General features: G+C 65.6%; 14 protein-coding genes. 9 read left to right on the top strand and 5 right to left on the bottom strand.

The features are described 5' to 3' along the window. Window positions 1–435 carry a hypothetical protein gene (locus BRA471DRAFT_RS25210; RefSeq protein ID WP_007612361.1) on the bottom strand — a complete coding sequence of 145 codons (435 nt, stop codon included), beginning with the start codon at window positions 433–435 and terminating at the stop codon, window positions 1–3. Window positions 436–508: 73 nt separating this feature from the next. Here BRA471DRAFT_RS25210 and BRA471DRAFT_RS25205 point away from each other — a divergent pair, with 73 nt between their 5' ends. Further along, window positions 509–1,102, top strand: coding sequence for a hypothetical protein (locus BRA471DRAFT_RS25205; protein ID WP_007612360.1), 594 nt, complete (start codon window positions 509–511; stop codon window positions 1,100–1,102). A 26-nt stretch (window positions 1,103–1,128) separates the two neighbouring features. On the opposite strand, the gene BRA471DRAFT_RS25200 is transcribed toward BRA471DRAFT_RS25205, so the two are convergent. Continuing rightward, window positions 1,129–2,472 carry a PLP-dependent aminotransferase family protein gene (locus BRA471DRAFT_RS25200; RefSeq protein WP_007612359.1) on the bottom strand — a complete coding sequence of 448 codons (1,344 nt, stop codon included), beginning with the start codon at window positions 2,470–2,472 and terminating at the stop codon, window positions 1,129–1,131. Between the two features lie 184 nt (window positions 2,473–2,656). Between BRA471DRAFT_RS25200 and BRA471DRAFT_RS25195 the strand changes: the two genes are divergently transcribed. Further along, window positions 2,657–2,893, top strand: coding sequence for a DUF1127 domain-containing protein (locus BRA471DRAFT_RS25195; protein WP_007612358.1), 237 nt, complete (start codon window positions 2,657–2,659; stop codon window positions 2,891–2,893). An 855-nt stretch (window positions 2,894–3,748) separates the two neighbouring features. On the opposite strand, the gene BRA471DRAFT_RS25190 is transcribed toward BRA471DRAFT_RS25195, so the two are convergent. The 3 genes from BRA471DRAFT_RS25190 to BRA471DRAFT_RS25180 all read right to left on the bottom strand — a co-directional run bounded on the left by BRA471DRAFT_RS25190 (window position 3,749) and on the right by BRA471DRAFT_RS25180 (window position 5,273). Next, entirely contained in the window at window positions 3,749–4,210 is a 462-nt protein-coding gene (locus BRA471DRAFT_RS25190) for a hypothetical protein (RefSeq protein WP_007612356.1), read from the bottom strand. 16 nt (window positions 4,211–4,226) lie between these two features. Next, window positions 4,227–4,652, bottom strand: a complete 426-nt coding sequence (locus tag BRA471DRAFT_RS25185) for a universal stress protein (RefSeq protein ID WP_007612355.1) — start codon at window positions 4,650–4,652, stop codon at window positions 4,227–4,229. Window positions 4,653–4,739: 87 nt separating this feature from the next. Continuing rightward, complete coding sequence (locus BRA471DRAFT_RS25180) at window positions 4,740–5,273, bottom strand: histidine phosphatase family protein (RefSeq protein ID WP_007612354.1); 534 nt, start codon at window positions 5,271–5,273, stop codon at window positions 4,740–4,742. A gap of 195 nt (window positions 5,274–5,468) precedes the next feature. Between BRA471DRAFT_RS25180 and BRA471DRAFT_RS25175 the strand changes: the two genes are divergently transcribed. The 7 genes from BRA471DRAFT_RS25175 to BRA471DRAFT_RS25145 all read left to right on the top strand — a co-directional run bounded on the left by BRA471DRAFT_RS25175 (window position 5,469) and on the right by BRA471DRAFT_RS25145 (window position 16,739). Next, the gene (locus BRA471DRAFT_RS25175) at window positions 5,469–6,926 is read left to right on the top strand and encodes an FAD-binding oxidoreductase (RefSeq protein ID WP_007612353.1); all 1,458 of its coding nucleotides are present in this window, start codon (window positions 5,469–5,471) and stop codon (window positions 6,924–6,926) included. Window positions 6,927–7,011: 85 nt separating this feature from the next. Then, on the top strand, window positions 7,012–7,524 hold the full coding sequence (msrB, locus tag BRA471DRAFT_RS25170) for a peptide-methionine (R)-S-oxide reductase MsrB (protein ID WP_007612345.1): 513 nt from the start codon (window positions 7,012–7,014) through the stop codon (window positions 7,522–7,524). Between the two features lie 178 nt (window positions 7,525–7,702). Continuing rightward, window positions 7,703–9,955: a flagellar hook-basal body complex protein gene (locus BRA471DRAFT_RS25165; RefSeq protein WP_007612344.1), complete on the top strand. Its 2,253-nt coding sequence runs from the start codon at window positions 7,703–7,705 to the stop codon at window positions 9,953–9,955. 35 nt (window positions 9,956–9,990) lie between these two features. Beyond that, entirely contained in the window at window positions 9,991–11,874 is a 1,884-nt protein-coding gene (gene flgK, locus BRA471DRAFT_RS25160; protein ID WP_007612341.1) for a flagellar hook-associated protein FlgK, read from the top strand. Window positions 11,875–11,895: 21 nt separating this feature from the next. Beyond that, window positions 11,896–14,247 (top strand): flagellin/flagellar hook associated protein, encoded by a 2,352-nt coding sequence (locus BRA471DRAFT_RS25155; protein ID WP_007612340.1) that lies wholly within the window; start codon window positions 11,896–11,898, stop codon window positions 14,245–14,247. A gap of 70 nt (window positions 14,248–14,317) precedes the next feature. Beyond that, complete coding sequence (locus BRA471DRAFT_RS25150) at window positions 14,318–15,100, top strand: hypothetical protein (RefSeq protein WP_007612339.1); 783 nt, start codon at window positions 14,318–14,320, stop codon at window positions 15,098–15,100. Beyond that, window positions 15,090–16,739, top strand: a complete 1,650-nt coding sequence (locus BRA471DRAFT_RS25145) for a hypothetical protein (protein WP_007612338.1) — start codon at window positions 15,090–15,092, stop codon at window positions 16,737–16,739. The genes BRA471DRAFT_RS25150 and BRA471DRAFT_RS25145 overlap by 11 nt, the downstream gene beginning before the upstream one ends.

Here is a 16,739-nt window from a genome sequence, read left to right as displayed (position 1 = left end):
CTAGCCGCGGCGCAGTGCGAAATGCCCGCCGCAGAACGCCATCACGGCACCGAGGCCCAGCGCGGCAATTCCGGCCAGCACGCCCGAGACCGTCGGGACCGGGCTCGGCGCCGAGGCCACCTGGCCCGCACCCGCAAGCAGCAGCACGCCGACCGCGATCAGGAATTGCCGCATCCGTTGCGGGATCTGGCCCGAGACGGCGCTCTGCATCAATGTCGCCGTGAAATAGCCGCCGGAGAAGCCGACGGAGGCGATCAGCCACCAGGCGATCGCCGCGCCCGCCGGTATGAACTCGTGCGTGTCCGAGTGCCAGAGGCCGCCGAGGTCGAGCCCGTAGCGCGCGCCCAGCATGTGCACGGCGAGCGCGAGCAGCACGCCGGAGATCACGGCGGCGCCGAGAATCAGGCGGCGCGGAAAAAAAATCGTCTCAGCCATGTCCCGCTTGTAGGATGGGGCAGGGCGCTCACGCAAGCGGATCGCTGATGGGATCGCCCGGATTGGATCGATTGTGAAGACAGAGGATTCGGGAGCTGAGCCGGCTGCGGGCGCGAGCTATGCCTACAAGGCGTCGCTGATCGGCTCGGCGCATCGCTTCGAGCTGACGGAGGAGGGGCTGTCCTGGCACATCGGCGGCCGTTCGGGCCTGTGGCGTTACGACGAGATCAGTGCAATCCGGCTGTCGTTCCGCCCCGTCTCGATGCAGCAGCACCGCTTTCGCGCCGATATCAGCCACACTGGCGGCAGCCGCGTCGCGATCCTGTCGACGAGCTGGCAGACCGCGGCCCTGATGGCGCCGCAGGACAATGGCTTTCGCAATTTCATCGTCGCGTTGCACGCGCGCATGGCGCAGGCCGGCAGCCGCGCCGAGTTGACCGCGGGCCTTGGCCGCAGGACCTACGCGACAATGCTGGCTTTTCTTGCGGTGCTTGCAGTGGCGATGACTGCGCTCCTGATCCGCGCGCTTGCGATCGGCGAATTCGCCGGCGCGCTGTTCATCATCGGCTTTGCCGCGCTGTTCGCCTGGCAGATCGGCGGCTTCGTGCGGCGTAACCAGCCGCGGAGCTACAGCTTCGATCGCCTACCGAGAGCGTTGTTGCCCTAAATGGCCTTGCTGCCCTGGACAGCGCGCTACTCCGTCGAGTCGAAATCCTCTTCCTTGGTGCCGAGTAGCGACACGAGCGTGCGCAGGCCGGAATCGAGCTGCTCGAACGAAGGCGGGGCGAGCGCGAGCCGCACTGCGTTCGGTGCGTGGCCATGGGCGATCGCGAAGGTCGAGGACGGTGTCAGCGCGATGCCGCGCCGGGCTGCCGCGGCGACGAAGGTCTGCGAGCGCCAGTGTGCCGGCAGCGTGAGCCAGAGGTGATAGGAGCGCGGATCGGCGGAGAGCTGGTAGCCGGCGAGCAGCCTTGCCGCGGTCTGCTGGCGGCGCGCGGCGTCGATGCGTTTCAGCCGCGTCAGCTCGGCCACGGTGCCGTCTGCCATCAGCCGCTGTCCAGATGCGAGCGCATGGCCGGACGCGATCCAGCCGCCGGTGCGGACCGCGCTCATCACGCTCTCGCGCAATCGCGGCGGCGCGACCAGGATGCCGAGCGCCAGGCCCGGCGCGACCTTCTTGGACAGGCTGTCGATCACGATGCAGCGGTCGGGGTCGAGTGCGGCCAGCGGCGTGTCGTCGGCCAGGAAGCCGTAGACGGCATCCTCGATGATGGTGAGGTCGAGCTTCTCGGCGACGCGCATGATGTCGGCGCGCCGCGTCGCGTTCATGGTGACGCCGAGCGGGTTCTGGATGATGGGCTGGAGATACAACGCCGACAGATGCGCTTCGCGATGCGCCTTCTGGATGGCGTCTGGGCGCGCGCCGAATTCGTCGATCGGAATCGGGACCAGCGTCACGCCGAGCCGCGCGGCGATGCTCTTGACGTAAGGATAGGTCAGCGCCTCGACGCCGCAGCGGCCGCCGGTGGGAACGAGGGCTGCGAGGGCTGCCGCGAGCGACTGCTTGCCGTTGGCGGTGAAGACGATCTGCTCGGCCTGCGGCGCGAAATCCTTGCGCGCGAGATAGGCGGCGGCGGCATTGCGCGCGCTCTTGGTGCCGGTGCTGGTGGAGACGCGCAGCGCGGATTCGAGCGCGTCGACGCGCTCGAGGCCCGCAAGGCTCTTGGCAATCATCGCCCATTGCTGCGGCAGCAGCGGGTAATTGACCTCGAAATCGATCCGCGCGTCGCGCGGCTCGCTCAGCGCCTCGACCTCGCGCCTGATGGCGCCGGAGATGAAGGTGCCGCGGCCGACCTCGCCGACGACGAGGCCACGGCGGAGCAACTCCGTATAAACCCGGCTCGCGGTCGAGACCGCGATGCCACGGTCATAGGCAAAATTGCGCTGCGGCGGCAGCCGATCGCCCGGCCTTAACGTGCCGTTAGAGATATCGAGAGCAATGGCATCGGCAAGCTTCACGTATTCGAACTTGGACATTATTGCACCGAGAGCAATGTTTCACTTGCTCCGAGTAGTGTACTGGAGCATTTAAGTTCCATCAAGCTTCACGATTGAGCCGAGGAGAGCGAGAGCAATCCGACGGCAAATGAGGTGCATGCGCTCGGGCGCTTGCACCAACGGCATCCGTTTCGCCGCGTGGACAACAGGCCGGAGAAGGACAATGACCACGATCTCGCAGACCGCCGGGCGGAGTTTACGCTCATCCTCGTCAGACGGATTTTTCCGCAAGCTGGCCAACGGCGCCTATGCGCTGTTCGACAGCCTGGAGCGCCGCTCCGCCGTCAAGACGCTGAACGACCTCGATGACCGCGCCTTGCGCGACATCGGGATCACGCGCAGCCAGATCGAGGATGCGGTCTACGGTCAGGCCAAAGCAGAACTGACGCGCTACCTGTAAAGCGCTTCGCTCTTGTCCCGGACGCGCTGCAGCGTTTTTACGCTGCTGCGCAGAGCCGGACCCAGAGGGCCGCGCACTCGCTGTCGCATGGGCCCCGGCTCTGCAGCGCACCGCTAAGAGGCGCTGCGCTGCGTCCGGGGCACGAGACCGTTGTTGAATAACTGACATGGGCTCGCATCCTCGCGGCGCATTTCGCCCGAGCTTTGCTTCGTCGTCTCACCCTCAATTGAAAGAGGGCGCAGGGAAGACCGGGCGCCGGCTGGCACCCGCGGTCCACTGTGCGAAGTTGCAATAAAAAATCTGCACAGCGGCATACAGGTGAAGCCAAAACATCCGGCCTTCCCTGCGCAGTGGCTTTACGGCTTATGTCGTGATCTCCCCGGGGAGCGATGCACTATTGCCCCCGTCGCCTTGCGGATGGCTGACGCGCGTGCCCGGTTGGGCAACCCACATCACCGCAACACTTGGCGCACAGACCCCGGGCGCCAGGACCACACGATTTTGCCGTACGCCGATCACACCGGTCGTGTGCGCGACGCCTTCGCTCACGGTTGCCCGCCCTGCGAAGTCCTTCGCGCCGATGTGACCAACGTCCACCGCCGTCCGGCCCGCGTTCGTGACGATCGCGATACGCCCCTCTTCCTTGGGCCGGGTTGCGGCGACACATACGCGATTTCCGAATTTCGGTAAAGTGGAATATTTTTGGCGGCGAGCGTTGACCGAGCATTGGGGTGTTTTGCCCGACGGGCAACGCAAGGGCTTGTAGCCCGGATGAGCGAAGCGACATCCGGGATTCCTACCACGAGCTGTCCCGGGTATCGCTTCGCTCACCCGGGCTACGAGCTTGTATATGGCTCAGGCGAAGGCGGCCTGATCCCAAACACCGCCGAGAGCTCGATCGTCTTCGGAGCGCTCGGGCTTGCGGTGAGGTCGTGTCGCTGCGCCGCGTTGGCGCCGATGCCGGACATCCCGGCGCGGCAAATGTGCAGCGACGTTGCCGGCGAACCTGGCGATACGTGCGGCGGCCTGTTTAACGACGAACAGCATCGTCGTGACGCGGCTAAGCACGCCGAGCAGGATCAGCACCGAGAAGATGTCGATATAGGCGAGGAAGTCGCCGACCAGCATCAATTCCGGCGGGATTGGGATCCTGTGGTAGTAAGCCAGTACGAGGATCACGACGGGGATGAAGGCGATCACCTTCCGCACCGTCAGCCTGTCCAGCAGTGCGGCCAGTTGCACGACCAGCACCTCCCATAAAGCGTCGCCGATCGCGAGCGGGATCTCGTACGTCCATCTCCGCCACCATTGCTTCACACCATTGCTCCGACCCTCAGTGCCTCACCACCAGCACGGAGCATTTGGCGTAGCGGACGACATGCCCGGCATTGGAGCCGAGGAAATAGGTGCGCATCGCCGGCCGGTGCGAGGTCATCACGATCAGGTCGGCCTTCACGTGCACCGCTTCCTCCAGGATCTCGTGGTAGATGCCGCCCTGGCGCACCACGCTGGAGATGCGGGAAGGCTCGATGCCGGACTCGCGTGCGACGATGGCGAGGGCTTCTTCCGAGGTCTGGCGCTGCTGCTCGTCGAAATCGGCCGGCACGTATTCGGCCAGCATCACCGGCGTCATCGGCAGCACGTTGAGCAGGCGCACCACGCCGCTCCAGGTCTGCGACAGCGTTGCCGCGGTCGCGATCGCCGGCTTGGCCAAATCGGTGTCGGCGAGGTCGATGGGCACGAGGATGGACTTGAACATCTGCGCCTCCAAATCTTCCAGTCAGGACGTCTTGCCGGCACGTCGCGTGATCAACCCGATCGAAGCAGCCTTAACTTCGAAGTAGCCTCAACTTCGAAGCAGCTTTGGACTGACGAACAATACCAGCTTGCCGTGGCGGTAAGCCACGTCACCCCAATCCTTGACGTCAAAATCGAAGATCGCAAGCCCCGACGTGGGCAGGTTGTCGGCGAGCGCCTTGGCGGCGGTCGGATCGCCGCCGCCTGTCAGCATCAGGGCGATCTCGTGCATGCCCGGATTGTGGCCGACCAGCAGCAATTGTCTCGGATCAGCCGGAATGGTTGCAGTGCGAATGGATTCCAGGATCTGGGCGGGATCGGCGGCGTAGAGTTCCGGCAGGACCTCCACCTGCGGCGCGGCGACGCGGTCCTTCATGGTCTCCCAGGCAATGTCCCAGGTCTGCCGGGCCCGGACGGCATGCGATACCAGTACGGCCTCGGGAAAGGGGGGATGGGAGGCCATCCAGTCGCCGATCTCGGCGGCGTCCTTGTGGCCGCGGTCGTCGAGCCGGCGGTCCTGGTCACGGCCGCTCGGCGCGTCGGTCTCGGTCTTGGCGTGACGCAGCAGCATCAAACGGCGCATGGCATTCTCGAATCGTTACACGACCAGGATAATCTACAGGCGCCGGTCGAGGACAAGGTGACAAGCGGCCGCTCAGGCCCTTAAAGCGCGATGAGATTAGGGCGAATCGTCATCGCGCTTTAGGTTATTGTTTCGAGCATGATCTTTTCGGAAAACCGCTGCACACTTTTCCGGATCATGCTCTAAGAAAACAACATGAGCGAGACTTTCACAAGCGTGTCCCAGGAAGAAGCCGGCTTTCGCGACCGAGCGCGGCTGTCGTTCGACCTCGATGCCGATATCTGCGTCATCGGGGCCGGGCTTGCCGGACTGTCCATCGCGCTCGAGGCGGCCCGGCTGGGGGCCAGCGTCGCAGTGCTCGAGGGCCGCCACATCGGCTGGAACGCCTCCGGCAATCAACTCGGCACCGTGATGCCGGGCTTCGCGCTGCCGCTCGCCGAGCTGATCGAGCGCATCGGCTTCGAGGACGCGCGGGAATTGTGGACGCTGTCGAAAGAGGGGGCCGAGTTCGTCCGGGCCAACGCCACGGAAGAGAACATGCCGGGGATCGGCCCGACCGACGGCGTGATCGAGGTCTCCAACGTTGATGCCGGCGACCGGCTGATCAGCCGCTTGCAGATGCTGAACGAGGATTTCGACACCGAAGCCGAGGGCTGGCAGGTCGATCGCGTCCGCGCGGTGCTCAAGACCGATCACTATTTCCACGGCGTCTACTATCCCAAGGCATTCCAGGTCGACGGACGCAAATATGTGCACGGCCTCGCCGCGCTGGCGCGACGGGCGGGAGCGCGCATCTTCGAGGATACGCCGGTCGTCAGCATCGATCATTCCGGCATCCGCAAGCGCATCGTCACGCCCTCGGCGCGGCTGCGCGCCACCCATATCGTGCTCGCCGGCAACATCCATCTCGGTGCGCCCTTGAGGCGCCTGTCGGAGACGCTGCTGCCGGTCTGGCGCTATGCCGGCATCACCGCGCCGCTCGGCGAGCGCGTGCACGAGATCATTTCCTTCAAGGGATCGGTGATGGATTCCGACGGCGTCGATCATTTCCGGATCGTCGACGGCGACCGGCTGATGTGGGAAAGTCCGGAGACCACTTGGGCCGCGCGGCCGCAGCGCTTTGCAGGCGCCGTCAGGCGGCGGATCCGGTCGATCTTCCCTCAGTTCGGCAATGTCGAGATCACCGACATGTTCGGCGGCGCCACAGGCCAGACCGTGCATGGCATGCCGCAGATCGGCCAGTTGCGCAAAGGCCTCTGGGTGGCCAGCGGGTTCGGCCGCCAGGGCATGAACACCTCGGCCATGGCCGGGCAGATGATCGCCCGCAGCATCCTGTGGGGCGACGAGCGCTGGAAGCTGTTCTCGCCGTTCGAGCTGGTCTGGGCTGGGGGAACGACGGGGCGGGTTGCTGGCCAACTGGTCGGAATCTGGGGCAGGGCGAGTTCCGCCGCCGCAGGCTCGCTTGCCCGCTATCGCGAGCGTGCCAGGGTCAAGGACCGGGAACGCGAGGCGCGGCTGGCCGAGGCCAACCGGGCCGCCGGGACCGGTCCGCGACGTTCGCCGCCCGGGGTTCGGCCCCGGCCGGCCCCACCGCCGAAGCCTGTGGCGGAAGCCGTGGAACCAGTCCCGCAGGACGACACTGCCTCGCGATAAGGTGAGAAAAACTCCGCCCGGACGTGTAACGTCGACGGTTAGAGCCCGTATCTCAGGGCGTAGACGCTCCCGCATGGAGAATGAGATGTTTGACCGCCGCATCCTGTTGACGACTGTCGCCGGCCTGTTTGGCCTTGCGGCCTTCCGCTGGCTCAGAGCATCGCCCGCGGAGGCTGGAGAGAAAGCCGCGCAGAAATTCGAGATCGAGAAGACGGACGCCGAATGGCGTGCCCAGCTCACGCCGCAGCAATATGAGATCCTGCGCAAGGAGGGCACCGAGCGGCCGGGCTCCAGCCCGCTGCTCAAGGAGCACCGCAAGGGCATCTTCGCCTGCGCCGGCTGCGACCTGCCGCTGTTCGCCTCCGACACCAAATTCGAGAGCGGCACGGGCTGGCCGAGCTTCTACCAGCCGATCGAGGGCAATGTCGGCAAGACCGAGGACCGCACCTACGGCATGCTGCGCACCGAGGTGCATTGCCGGCGCTGCGGCGGCCATCTCGGCCACGTCTTCGACGACGGTCCGAAGCCGACCGGATTGCGCTACTGCATCGACGGTTTCGGGCTGGTCTTCCATCCCGCGGCGGCGTCCGCAACCTAGGTTTCGTCCCGGCAATTGTTGCCGGTCCCGGCAATTGTGCCCCGGTCGTCAGACCGGGGCTTTTTCATTAAGTCATTGATTTCGTGAAAGTACCCGCATTGGCATAGCCCTTGCGACAGTCTCCTCCGACTGCGGCCATGGTCGACCGGCCGCCGAGATCGGATCTGGAGACAAAGTTATGGGTATCTTCGATGCAATGAACACCTCGGTGGGTGGCCTGCAGGCGCAGTCCTACGCGCTGCAGAACATTTCCGGCAACATCGCGAACTCATCCACCACCGCGTACAAGGGCATCGGCACCAGCTTCGTCGATCTCATTCCCGACTCCTCGGTCCCGAGCAAGCAGGTCGCGGGCGGCGTGACGGCCAACGCGAAGGCCACTATCACCACGCAGGGTACGATCTCGGGCTCCAGCGTCGCCACCAACATGGCAATCACCGGTGACGGCTTCTTCTCGATCCAGAAGGCGACGGGCGTCGTCGACAATGCGCCGGTGTTCAGCGGCGTCACCTATTACACGCGGCGTGGCGACTTCCAGCTCAATGCCAACGGCAATCTGGTCAACGGCGCCGGCTACTATTTGATGGGTGTCACGGTCGACCCGAAGACTGGCAACCCGCAAGGCAACGTCGCGACAGTCCTGAAATTCCAGAACAACTTCATCCCGGCGCAGGCGACCACATCGATCCAGTACGCGGCGAACCTGCCGACCCAGCCGAACACGGTGGCGAGCACGACGGCGGCGACCAAGACGCTGCTGGCGGCCGGCGGACTGAACCCGTCGGACTTCGCGGCCAACCCGCTGCCGGTCGGCACGCCGCCTCCGCCGTATGCAAACGCCACAACGTCCGGCGCTGCCGCAACCGGCAATATCCGCTCGCCATACTCGTCGACCACTGCGACCGGCACAACGGCGCTCCAGAACAACTCTGCGGCGGTGGCATCGACCACCACTTCGCTCGACAACTCCGTGGGTACGCATCTCGCCTCCACGACCCTCACCGCGCTCAGCGGCCAGGTGCTGACCATCAACGGCAACACGGTCACATTCAACGGCGGCACCACCGTCACGACGGTCGGCAGCAACACCACAATCGGTCTCGGCGCCGGAACGACGGCCACGGTGGCCAGCATCCTGAGCGCGATCCAGACCGCCGGCGGTGCCGGCGTTACCGCAACGCTCAGCGCCAGCGGCAACATCGTGATCTCCAGCGGCACCACCACCGACGTAGCGGTTGGTAGCGGCCAGGCGGCCACAGCGCTCGGCATCAGCAGCGTGACGCGCGGCGGCAACGTGCTGTCCTCCCCAGCGATCTCGGGCGCCACGGTGTTGAGCGGCGCGGCGGCGGCCGGCGGCGCCGAGGTGATCACATCGGGCTTCTCCGCCGGCGACGTCATCACGGTCAATGGTCAGCCGCTGACCTTCATGGCCGCCGGCGCGTCAGGCCCGAACCAAATCAACGTCACTGACAACATCACGATGCTGCTCGGCAAGATCGACGCGCTCTCCGGTGCAACGGGGTCGTCGGTCAGCAGCAGCGGCGTGATCACGCTGAACACCGGCACGGCTTCCAATCTTTCGGTGGCGAGCTCCAACAGCGCCGCCTTCGCTGCGCTCGGGTTCACCTCGACCATCACCAAGAATCGTGACGGTGGTGGCGTTGCCGGCACCGGCGGCGTGATCGGCAACGACATCGCCACCTTCACCAAGGAATCGATCAGCGGTGGCGCGGTGACCGCCTACAACGCGGCCGGCACGCCGGTGAACCTGCAATTGCGCTGGGCCAAGACCGACAGTGCCTCGCTCGGCGCGGGCCATGCCGATACCTGGAACATGTTCTACCAGACTGACCCGAACGCGACCGGCACGACGGTCGGCTGGGTCAATACCGGCCAGGCCTTCACCTTTGCCGCCGACGGCTCGCTGACCTCGCCGAGCGGGTCGGGCATCACCATCAACAACGTCAGCGTCAGCGGCCAGTCGTTGGGCTCGGTCTCCTTCAACATCTCCTCGGGCGGACTGACGCAATATGCCAGCACCAGCGGCGCCGTCACCATCAACACCATCACCCAGAACGGCTACGCCGCCGGTCAGCTTCGCTCGGTCGCCGTCAACAACAACGGCCTCGTAGTCGGGACCTTCTCCAACGGTCAGAACCTCGACCTCGCACAGGTCTCGTTGTCGCACTTCAACGGCACCAACTACCTGAAGGCGCAGGACGGCGGCGCCTACGCCGCGACTGAACAGTCGGGCCCTGCCATCGACGGTGCTTCCGGCTCGATCAGCGGCTCGTCGCTGGAAGGCTCGAACACCGACATCGCCGACGAATTCACCAAGCTGATCGTGACCCAGCAGGCCTATTCGGCCAACACCAAGGTGATCACGACGGCGAATACGATGGTTCAGGATCTTTTGAACGTGTTGCGCTGATTGGTGCGTGACGTAACCAGAGGCGGCAAGCCAACATGGGTTTGAGTTCAGCCCTCGCCAGTGCGATGAGCGGTCTGCGTGCCAATCAGGCTGCGCTCTCGATCGTTTCCTCGAACGTCGCCAACTCGCAGACGCCGGGTTACGTCGTCCAGACGCCGAACCAGATCGAGGTCACCACCGGCGACTTCGGCTCGACGGTGACGACGACCGGCGTCAGCCGCGAGCTCGACACCTATGTACAGAAACAGCTGCGCACCGAGACCGGCGGCAGCGGCTACGCCGACCAGATGGCGAACATCCTGAAGCAGCTTCAGAATGTCTATGGCACGCCCGGCAACAGCGGTACGCTCGAAACCGCGCTGAACAGTTTCACCACGGCGCTGCAGGCGCTCTCGACCAATGCGGGCTCGTCGTCGGCGCAAACCGTTGCGCTCGGCGCTGCGCAGACGCTGGCGCAGCAGCTCAACCTCACCACCAAAGGCATCCAGTCGCTGCGCTCCAACGTCGAGCAGGATCTCAGCACCTCGGCGCAGCAGGCCAACGCGGCGATGCAGCAGGTCGCCGACATCAACTCCAGACTCCAGGGCCTTTCGGAACACGACCCCTCGGCCGCGACGCTGATGGACCAGCGCGACCAGGCCATCAACACGCTGTCGAAATATGTCGACGTCCACGTCACCACCGACGGGTCCAATCAGGCCAACATCTACACCACCACCGGCATCCAGCTGGTCGGCGCCGGGCTGGCCTCGCAATTCACCTTTGCCTCCGCCGGCGCGCTGTCGGCGACCTCGCTCTACAACATCGATCCGGCCAAATCCGGCGTCGGCGCGTTCAACATCAAGCTCCCGAACGGATCGTCGGTCGACGTCATCGCCAACAACGTTGTGTCTTCGGGCCAGATCGCGGCCGATCTGAAGCTGCGCGACCAGACGCTGGTGCAGGCGCAGAACCAGATCGACCAGTTCGCCGCGACGATGTCGAGCGCGTTGTCGGACAAGACCACGGCCGGCAGCACGGTCACCGGCCCGCCGGCCGGCTTCGATCTCGACCTTGCGGGAGCGGCGCCGGGCAACAGCGTCAACTTCACCTACACCGACACGACCACCAACACGAAGCGACAGGTCACGCTCGTCAACGTGACCGATCCGGCGGCGCTCCCGCTCCAGAACCCCACCAACGCCAATCCGATGCAGATCGGGGTGAACTTCTCCGGCGGCATGGGCGCGATCGCCTCGGCGCTCAACACCGCGCTTTCCGGCTCGCATCTGTCTTTCGCCGCCGCGCCGTCGCCGGCGACGGCCACCACATTGCGGGTGACCGACGACAACAGCGGCCTCGCCAAGGTCAATTCGGCCTCGATCACCAAGACGATCTCGTCGCTGACCTCGGGCAATCCGCAACTGCCGCTGTTCACCGATGGTGGGCAGGCGCTCTACACCGGCGCGATCACGGCATCGGGTTCGCAGATGACCGGCCTTGCCGGCCGCATCGCCGTGAACACACAGCTCGCCACCGACCCGACCAGGCTGTCGATCTACAACACCTCGCCGGTGACGCCCACCGGCGACACCACGCGCTCGGACTATCTCTATTCGCAGCTCACCTCGGCGGTGTTCTCCTATTCGCCGCAATCCGGTCTGGGCTCGGCCAGCCAGCCCTTCACCGGCAGCGTCTCGAACTACCTCCAGCAGTTCCTGAGCGTTCAGGGCAATGCCGCGACCCAGGCGACCCAGCTGCAGCAGGGCCAGAGCGTCGTGGTCTCGACGCTGCAGGCCAAGTTCAACTCGACCGCCAGCGTCAACCTGGACTCGGAGATGTCGAACCTGATCCAGCTCCAGAATGCCTATGCCGCCAACGCCCATGTCATGTCGGTGGTGCAGAGCATGATGAATACGCTGCTCCAGGCTCAAGTGTAACAAGTAACAGGGCTCTGAAACATGTCGATCAGCAGCATCAACTATTCCTCGTCGATTCTCGGCTCGCAGATCCGCAACATCAACCAGCAGCTCACCGACCTGTCGACGCAGCTCTCGACCGGCAAGCTGTCGCAGAACTATTCCGGGATGGGCACCAACGAGGGCTTTGCGATCGCCGGGCGCGCGCAGCTCTCCAACATCGCCGCCTATACCGACACGATGACCAACGTCAACGTCAGCATCAACCTCGCCAATACCGCGTTGCAGTCGCTGACCACGATCCGCAACACGGTGCAGACGGGCTCGGCCAACACCGCGCAGGATCTCAACGTCAATGGCCAGACGGTCGCGCAGAACACCGCAGCTGCGCAATTCGGCTCGATGGTCGGCGTTCTCAATACGCAATCCGGCAACCGCTATCTGTTCTCCGGCACCGCCTTCAACACGCCGTCGGTCGCGAATGCCGGCGACATCATCAACGGCACCACGACGCAGGCGGGCTTCAAGACCGTCATGGCGGAGCGCCAGGCCGCCGACCTCGGCGCCAACGGCATGGGCCGGCTGGTGCTGGCGACCCCACAGCCGACGCCGAGCTCGGTGAAGGTCTCCGAGGACGCGCCCGCATCGCCATTCGGCCTGAAGATCGCCGCAGTCTCCTCGACGCTGACCGGCGCGACGGTCACCGGCCCGAGCGGCTCGCCGGTGTCGTTCTCGGTCGACCTCAACGGCGTCAATCCGAACAATGGCGACAAGCTCAGCGTGCAGTTCACGCTGCCCGATGGCTCGACCGAGCAGATCGACCTGACGGCGTCCACCGCGACACCGACGCCCGTCGGCAGCTTTGCGATCGATGCAAGCGTCCCGGTCAACCCGAACAACACGGCGACCAACCTCAACACCGCGCTGAACACCGCGATCAAGAAGCTTGCCGGCACCTCGCTGGTAGCGGCATCCGCCGTCACGGCGGGGGACAATTTCTTCAACACGGCGGGATCCGCCACTGCGAATGTGGCGGCCACCGGCAATCTGCTCTCCTATACCTCAACGACCGGGACGGGCTCGGTTGCGTTGCAGGACAGCGCATTGGCGATTGCGTCTACGACCACGTCGCTCGATTCTTCGGCGACACCCCATCTCAACGGGACCATTCTCACCGCGCTCGCCAACGCTCCGACCGGTACCACCCTGACCATCACCGGCGCGAGCGGCGCCCACACGATCACCTTCGACCCTACCGTCACCACTGTCACGACGGCCAGCGGCAATACCACGATCGGATTGGCTTCGGGCAGCGCCGCGAAGGTGTCTGATATCTTGAATGCAATCGCGACGGCCGCCGGCATCCCCGCCGCCAACGTGACTCTGAGCGCCGGCGGCAATATCCAGATCGCGACCGGCACCGGCACCGACGTGGCGGTCACCGGCGGCGCGGCGGCCACGGCGCTCGGTCTCAGCAGCGTGACGCGCGGCAGCGCGGCGTCGACGCCTCAGATCACCGGTTCAACTGTGCTGAGCGGCACTGCGACCACGGGCGGCCCGGAAGTCCTCTCAGCGGCGTTCCAGGCGCCCGATACGATCACGGTGAACGGTCAGACGCTGACTTTTGTCGCCTCGGGCGCCATCGGCCCAAACCAGATCAACGTTACCGACAACATCACAACTCTCCTTGGCAAGATCGATCAGATCACCGGCACCACGAAGCCGTCGACCATCCATGGCGGCGTCATCACGATCAACACGGACGATCCCGGGAGCCTCAACATCACGAGCTCGAACAGCACGGCGTTCGCGGCGCTCGGCTTCACGACCTCCCCGGTCACGGCGGCAAAGGCTCCGCTGCGCGTCGGCTCTTCGCCCCTCGGCTCGGCGACGACGCTGGTCAACGGCTCGGCCACCACCGTGCAATGGTACCTGGGCAATGACGGCCCCGGTTCGCCGCGCTCCACCGCGATGGCCCGGGTCGACGATTCCGTCACGGTGCAGTATGGCGCGCAGGCGAACGAGGACGCCATCCGCAAGGAGCTGCAGGCGGTCGCCGTGTTCGGGACGTTCTCGACCTCGCCGACCGGGCAGTATGCGGGCGGGCAGGTCGCCGCGCTGAGCCTGCGGGTGACGCAGGCTCTGACCAAGCAGCCCGGCCAGCAGCGCATCGAAGACATCCAGACCGACATCGCGATGGCCCAGAACACCATGAAGGACGCGGGCACGCGCCAGACCCAGGCCAAGGCGCAGCTCCAGACCATCATCGACCAGGCGGAATCGGCCCCGCCGGACCAGGTCGCGAGCGAGATCCTGTCGCTCCAGAACGCGCTCCAGGCGTCCTACCAGGTGACCTCGAACCTCGCGCAGCTCTCGCTCGTCAAGTTCCTGTAAGCGGGCGTTAAGGCGCCGTTAACCATGCCTCTTTACCTCTTGGTGAGGATTGCAGCGGGCGGAGCTGACGATGTCGGACAAGATGAAACTGGTGGTGGCCACGCCATGTTTCGGCGGGCAGGTGACGAGCATCTATGCGAGCTCGATCTTCGCGCTCCAGCGTGCCGTGCACGGCATGGCCAATCTCGAGCTCAAGGTGCTGCTGCGCGACGGCGATGCGCTGATCACGCGCGCGCGGGCCAATCTGGCCGCGATGTTCCTGGACGATCCCGAAGCGACGCATTTCATCTTCATCGATGCCGACATCGGCTTCAAGCCGGAGCAGGTGTTCCGGCTGATCGAGTGCGGCGCGGACGTCGTCGCCGGCTGCTATCCGATCAAGCGGATCAACTGGGACAAGGCCGCGCGGGCGATCCAGTCCGGTCGCGCCGACGTGCCGGCCGCATCGCTCGACTACGTGCTCGAGATCGAGGACCCCGACCGCATCGTGGTGGTGAACGGCTTCACCCGCGTGCGCTACGCCGGCACCGGCTTCCTGATGATCCGGCGCTCCGTGCTGGAGGCGATGTGCCGCCATCCGGACTACGCGGCCTTGCAATTCTTCCGCGAGCATTCGCACGATACGCTGGCGGCGAGCCAGAACCGGTTTGCCTTGTTCGAATGCATGATCGATGCGGCGACCGGCACCTATCTGTCCGAGGACTTCGCCTTCTGCAAGCGCTGGACCGACATCGGCGGCGAGATCTGGGCCGACATCGAGAGCTCGCTCGATCACGTCGGGCCCTCGGTGTTCCACGGCGACATCACCTCGCAATTCGCACCGGCGCCCGCGGCGGCGGCCGATGCGGCGTGAGCGTTTCGGGATGAGCGCCGGCGCATCCCGTCTGTCAGCCAGCGAGCGCGCGTCCGACGGCGGCTCGCGCTATCGCCTGCGCGATCTGTTCACACCGCTGGATACGCTGCTCACCTCCGGCGGAGATCCGCGGCTGACGCTCGATCCGAACGACCGTGTCAACAGCTATGGCTGCGCGGCTTCGCCGGAGCCGGAGCTCTGGAATTTCGCCTCCGCGACCGCCTCGACGATCTCGCAGATGGCTTACGACCGCGCCGCGCTGGCGCGCGAAGAGCTGATGCACAAGTGCCTGTTCGACGAGGTCGAAATCGCCTTCGACGCCCGCTGCGAGGACATGCGCGAGGAACTGCGCGGCCACCTTGCGCTCTCGTCGCGCATCGACGTCGTGTTCTCGCCGTCCGGCACGGACTCCCAGCTTCACGCCCTGTTCGTGGCGCGCGCGGTGCTCGGTGCGGCGCCGGTGACGATCGTGGTCGGCGCCGACCAGACCGGAAGCGGCACGCCGCATACCGCACGCGGCCACCATTTCAGCACGATGACGGCAGGCGGCGTTGCCGTGCGCAAGGACGGCGCGGTAACGGGGCTTGCCGGCGACAGCATTGCGGTGCCGCTGATCGATATGGCGGCCGGCATAGCGATGCGCACCAATGCCGATGCCGCGGTGCTGCATGCGGTCGAGACCAGCCTCGCGCAAGGCCGGCGCGTTTTGTTGCAGATCATGGATTCGTCAAAACTCGGTTGGCGTGCGCCGAGCGAGGCGTGTCTCGACGAGATCGCGCGGCGCTGGCCGCGCAAGGTTCAAATTGTCGTCGATGCCTGTCAGGCGCGGCTCGGCCGCCGGCGGCTGCGCGCCTATCTCGATCGCGGTTACATGGTGCTGATCACCGGCTCGAAATTCTTCGGCGGACCCGCCTTCAGCGGTGCGCTGCTGCTGCCGAAAGGCCTGTCGCGATCGATCGACCGGATTGGCGGGATCGCGCCTGGCATCTTCGACTATGCCGGTCGCTGCGACTGGCCGATGGCGTGGACGACACTGCGCTCGCGGTTCGAGCGCCGGCCGAATTTCGGTCAATGGCTGCGCTGGGAAGCCGCGCTGGCCGAGATCGGCAGCTACTACGCCGTGCCGGGGGCTTTCCGCGCCAGGGCGCTGGCCGAGCTTGCAGCCGGCATCGACAGCATGATCGCGTTGTCGCCGTCGCTTCGTGCCGTTCCAACCGCGATCGAGAAGTCCGGCGCGGACGACGAGGAATTCGCGCAAGCCACGATCTTTCCGTTCACGCTGCTGCGCGACGGCAAGCCGGTCTCGATCGCCGAGACCAGCGCCGTGCATCGGGCGCTGGCGCGCGACATGGCCGAGGAGATCAGCGGCAGCGCGGCGGATCGGCAAGTGGCCGCCCAGCGCTGTCTCGTCGGGCAGCCGGTCCGACTGGAGCGGCAGGACGGCGCGCCGCAGGCGGTGTTGCGCCTCTGCGTCGGCGCACGATTGGTGACCGAGGCGTGGTCGCCGGATGCAATGCAGGCCGAGCGCAATGTGCAACACGTTCTCGATCGCATCGCCCATGTGCTGGTGAAGATCGAGCTGCTGCTTGATCGTGGCGCGGTCGCGGCCGTGCCGGCAAAGTCCGCGTTCGAGGTGTGA

Source organism: Bradyrhizobium sp. WSM471 (assembly GCF_000244915.1).
GTDB lineage: Bacteria > Pseudomonadota > Alphaproteobacteria > Rhizobiales > Xanthobacteraceae > Bradyrhizobium.
The sequence above is the reverse complement of the archived record's forward strand: the minus strand, read 5'-3'. Positions and strand labels throughout refer to the sequence as shown.

Bases quoted from the DNA above. Each gene is read 5' to 3' on its own strand.
- BRA471DRAFT_RS25150 (WP_007612339.1), top strand. From the start codon at position 14,318: ATGTCGGACAAGATGAAACTGGTGGTGGCCACGCCATGTTTCGGCGGG.
- BRA471DRAFT_RS25145 (WP_007612338.1), top strand. From the start codon at position 15,090: ATGCGGCGTGAGCGTTTCGGGATGAGCGCCGGCGCATCCCGTCTGTCA.
- msrB (WP_007612345.1), top strand. From the start codon at position 7,012: ATGTTTGACCGCCGCATCCTGTTGACGACTGTCGCCGGCCTGTTTGGC.
- BRA471DRAFT_RS25165 (WP_007612344.1), top strand. From the start codon at position 7,703: ATGGGTATCTTCGATGCAATGAACACCTCGGTGGGTGGCCTGCAGGCG.
- BRA471DRAFT_RS25180 (WP_007612354.1), bottom strand. From the start codon at position 5,273: ATGCGCCGTTTGATGCTGCTGCGTCACGCCAAGACCGAGACCGACGCG.
- BRA471DRAFT_RS25175 (WP_007612353.1), top strand. From the start codon at position 5,469: ATGAGCGAGACTTTCACAAGCGTGTCCCAGGAAGAAGCCGGCTTTCGC.
- BRA471DRAFT_RS25195 (WP_007612358.1), top strand. From the start codon at position 2,657: ATGACCACGATCTCGCAGACCGCCGGGCGGAGTTTACGCTCATCCTCG.
- BRA471DRAFT_RS25210 (WP_007612361.1), bottom strand. From the start codon at position 435: ATGGCTGAGACGATTTTTTTTCCGCGCCGCCTGATTCTCGGCGCCGCC.
- BRA471DRAFT_RS25200 (WP_007612359.1), bottom strand. From the start codon at position 2,472: ATGTCCAAGTTCGAATACGTGAAGCTTGCCGATGCCATTGCTCTCGAT.
- flgK (WP_007612341.1), top strand. From the start codon at position 9,991: ATGGGTTTGAGTTCAGCCCTCGCCAGTGCGATGAGCGGTCTGCGTGCC.
- BRA471DRAFT_RS25185 (WP_007612355.1), bottom strand. From the start codon at position 4,652: ATGTTCAAGTCCATCCTCGTGCCCATCGACCTCGCCGACACCGATTTG.
- BRA471DRAFT_RS25155 (WP_007612340.1), top strand. From the start codon at position 11,896: ATGTCGATCAGCAGCATCAACTATTCCTCGTCGATTCTCGGCTCGCAG.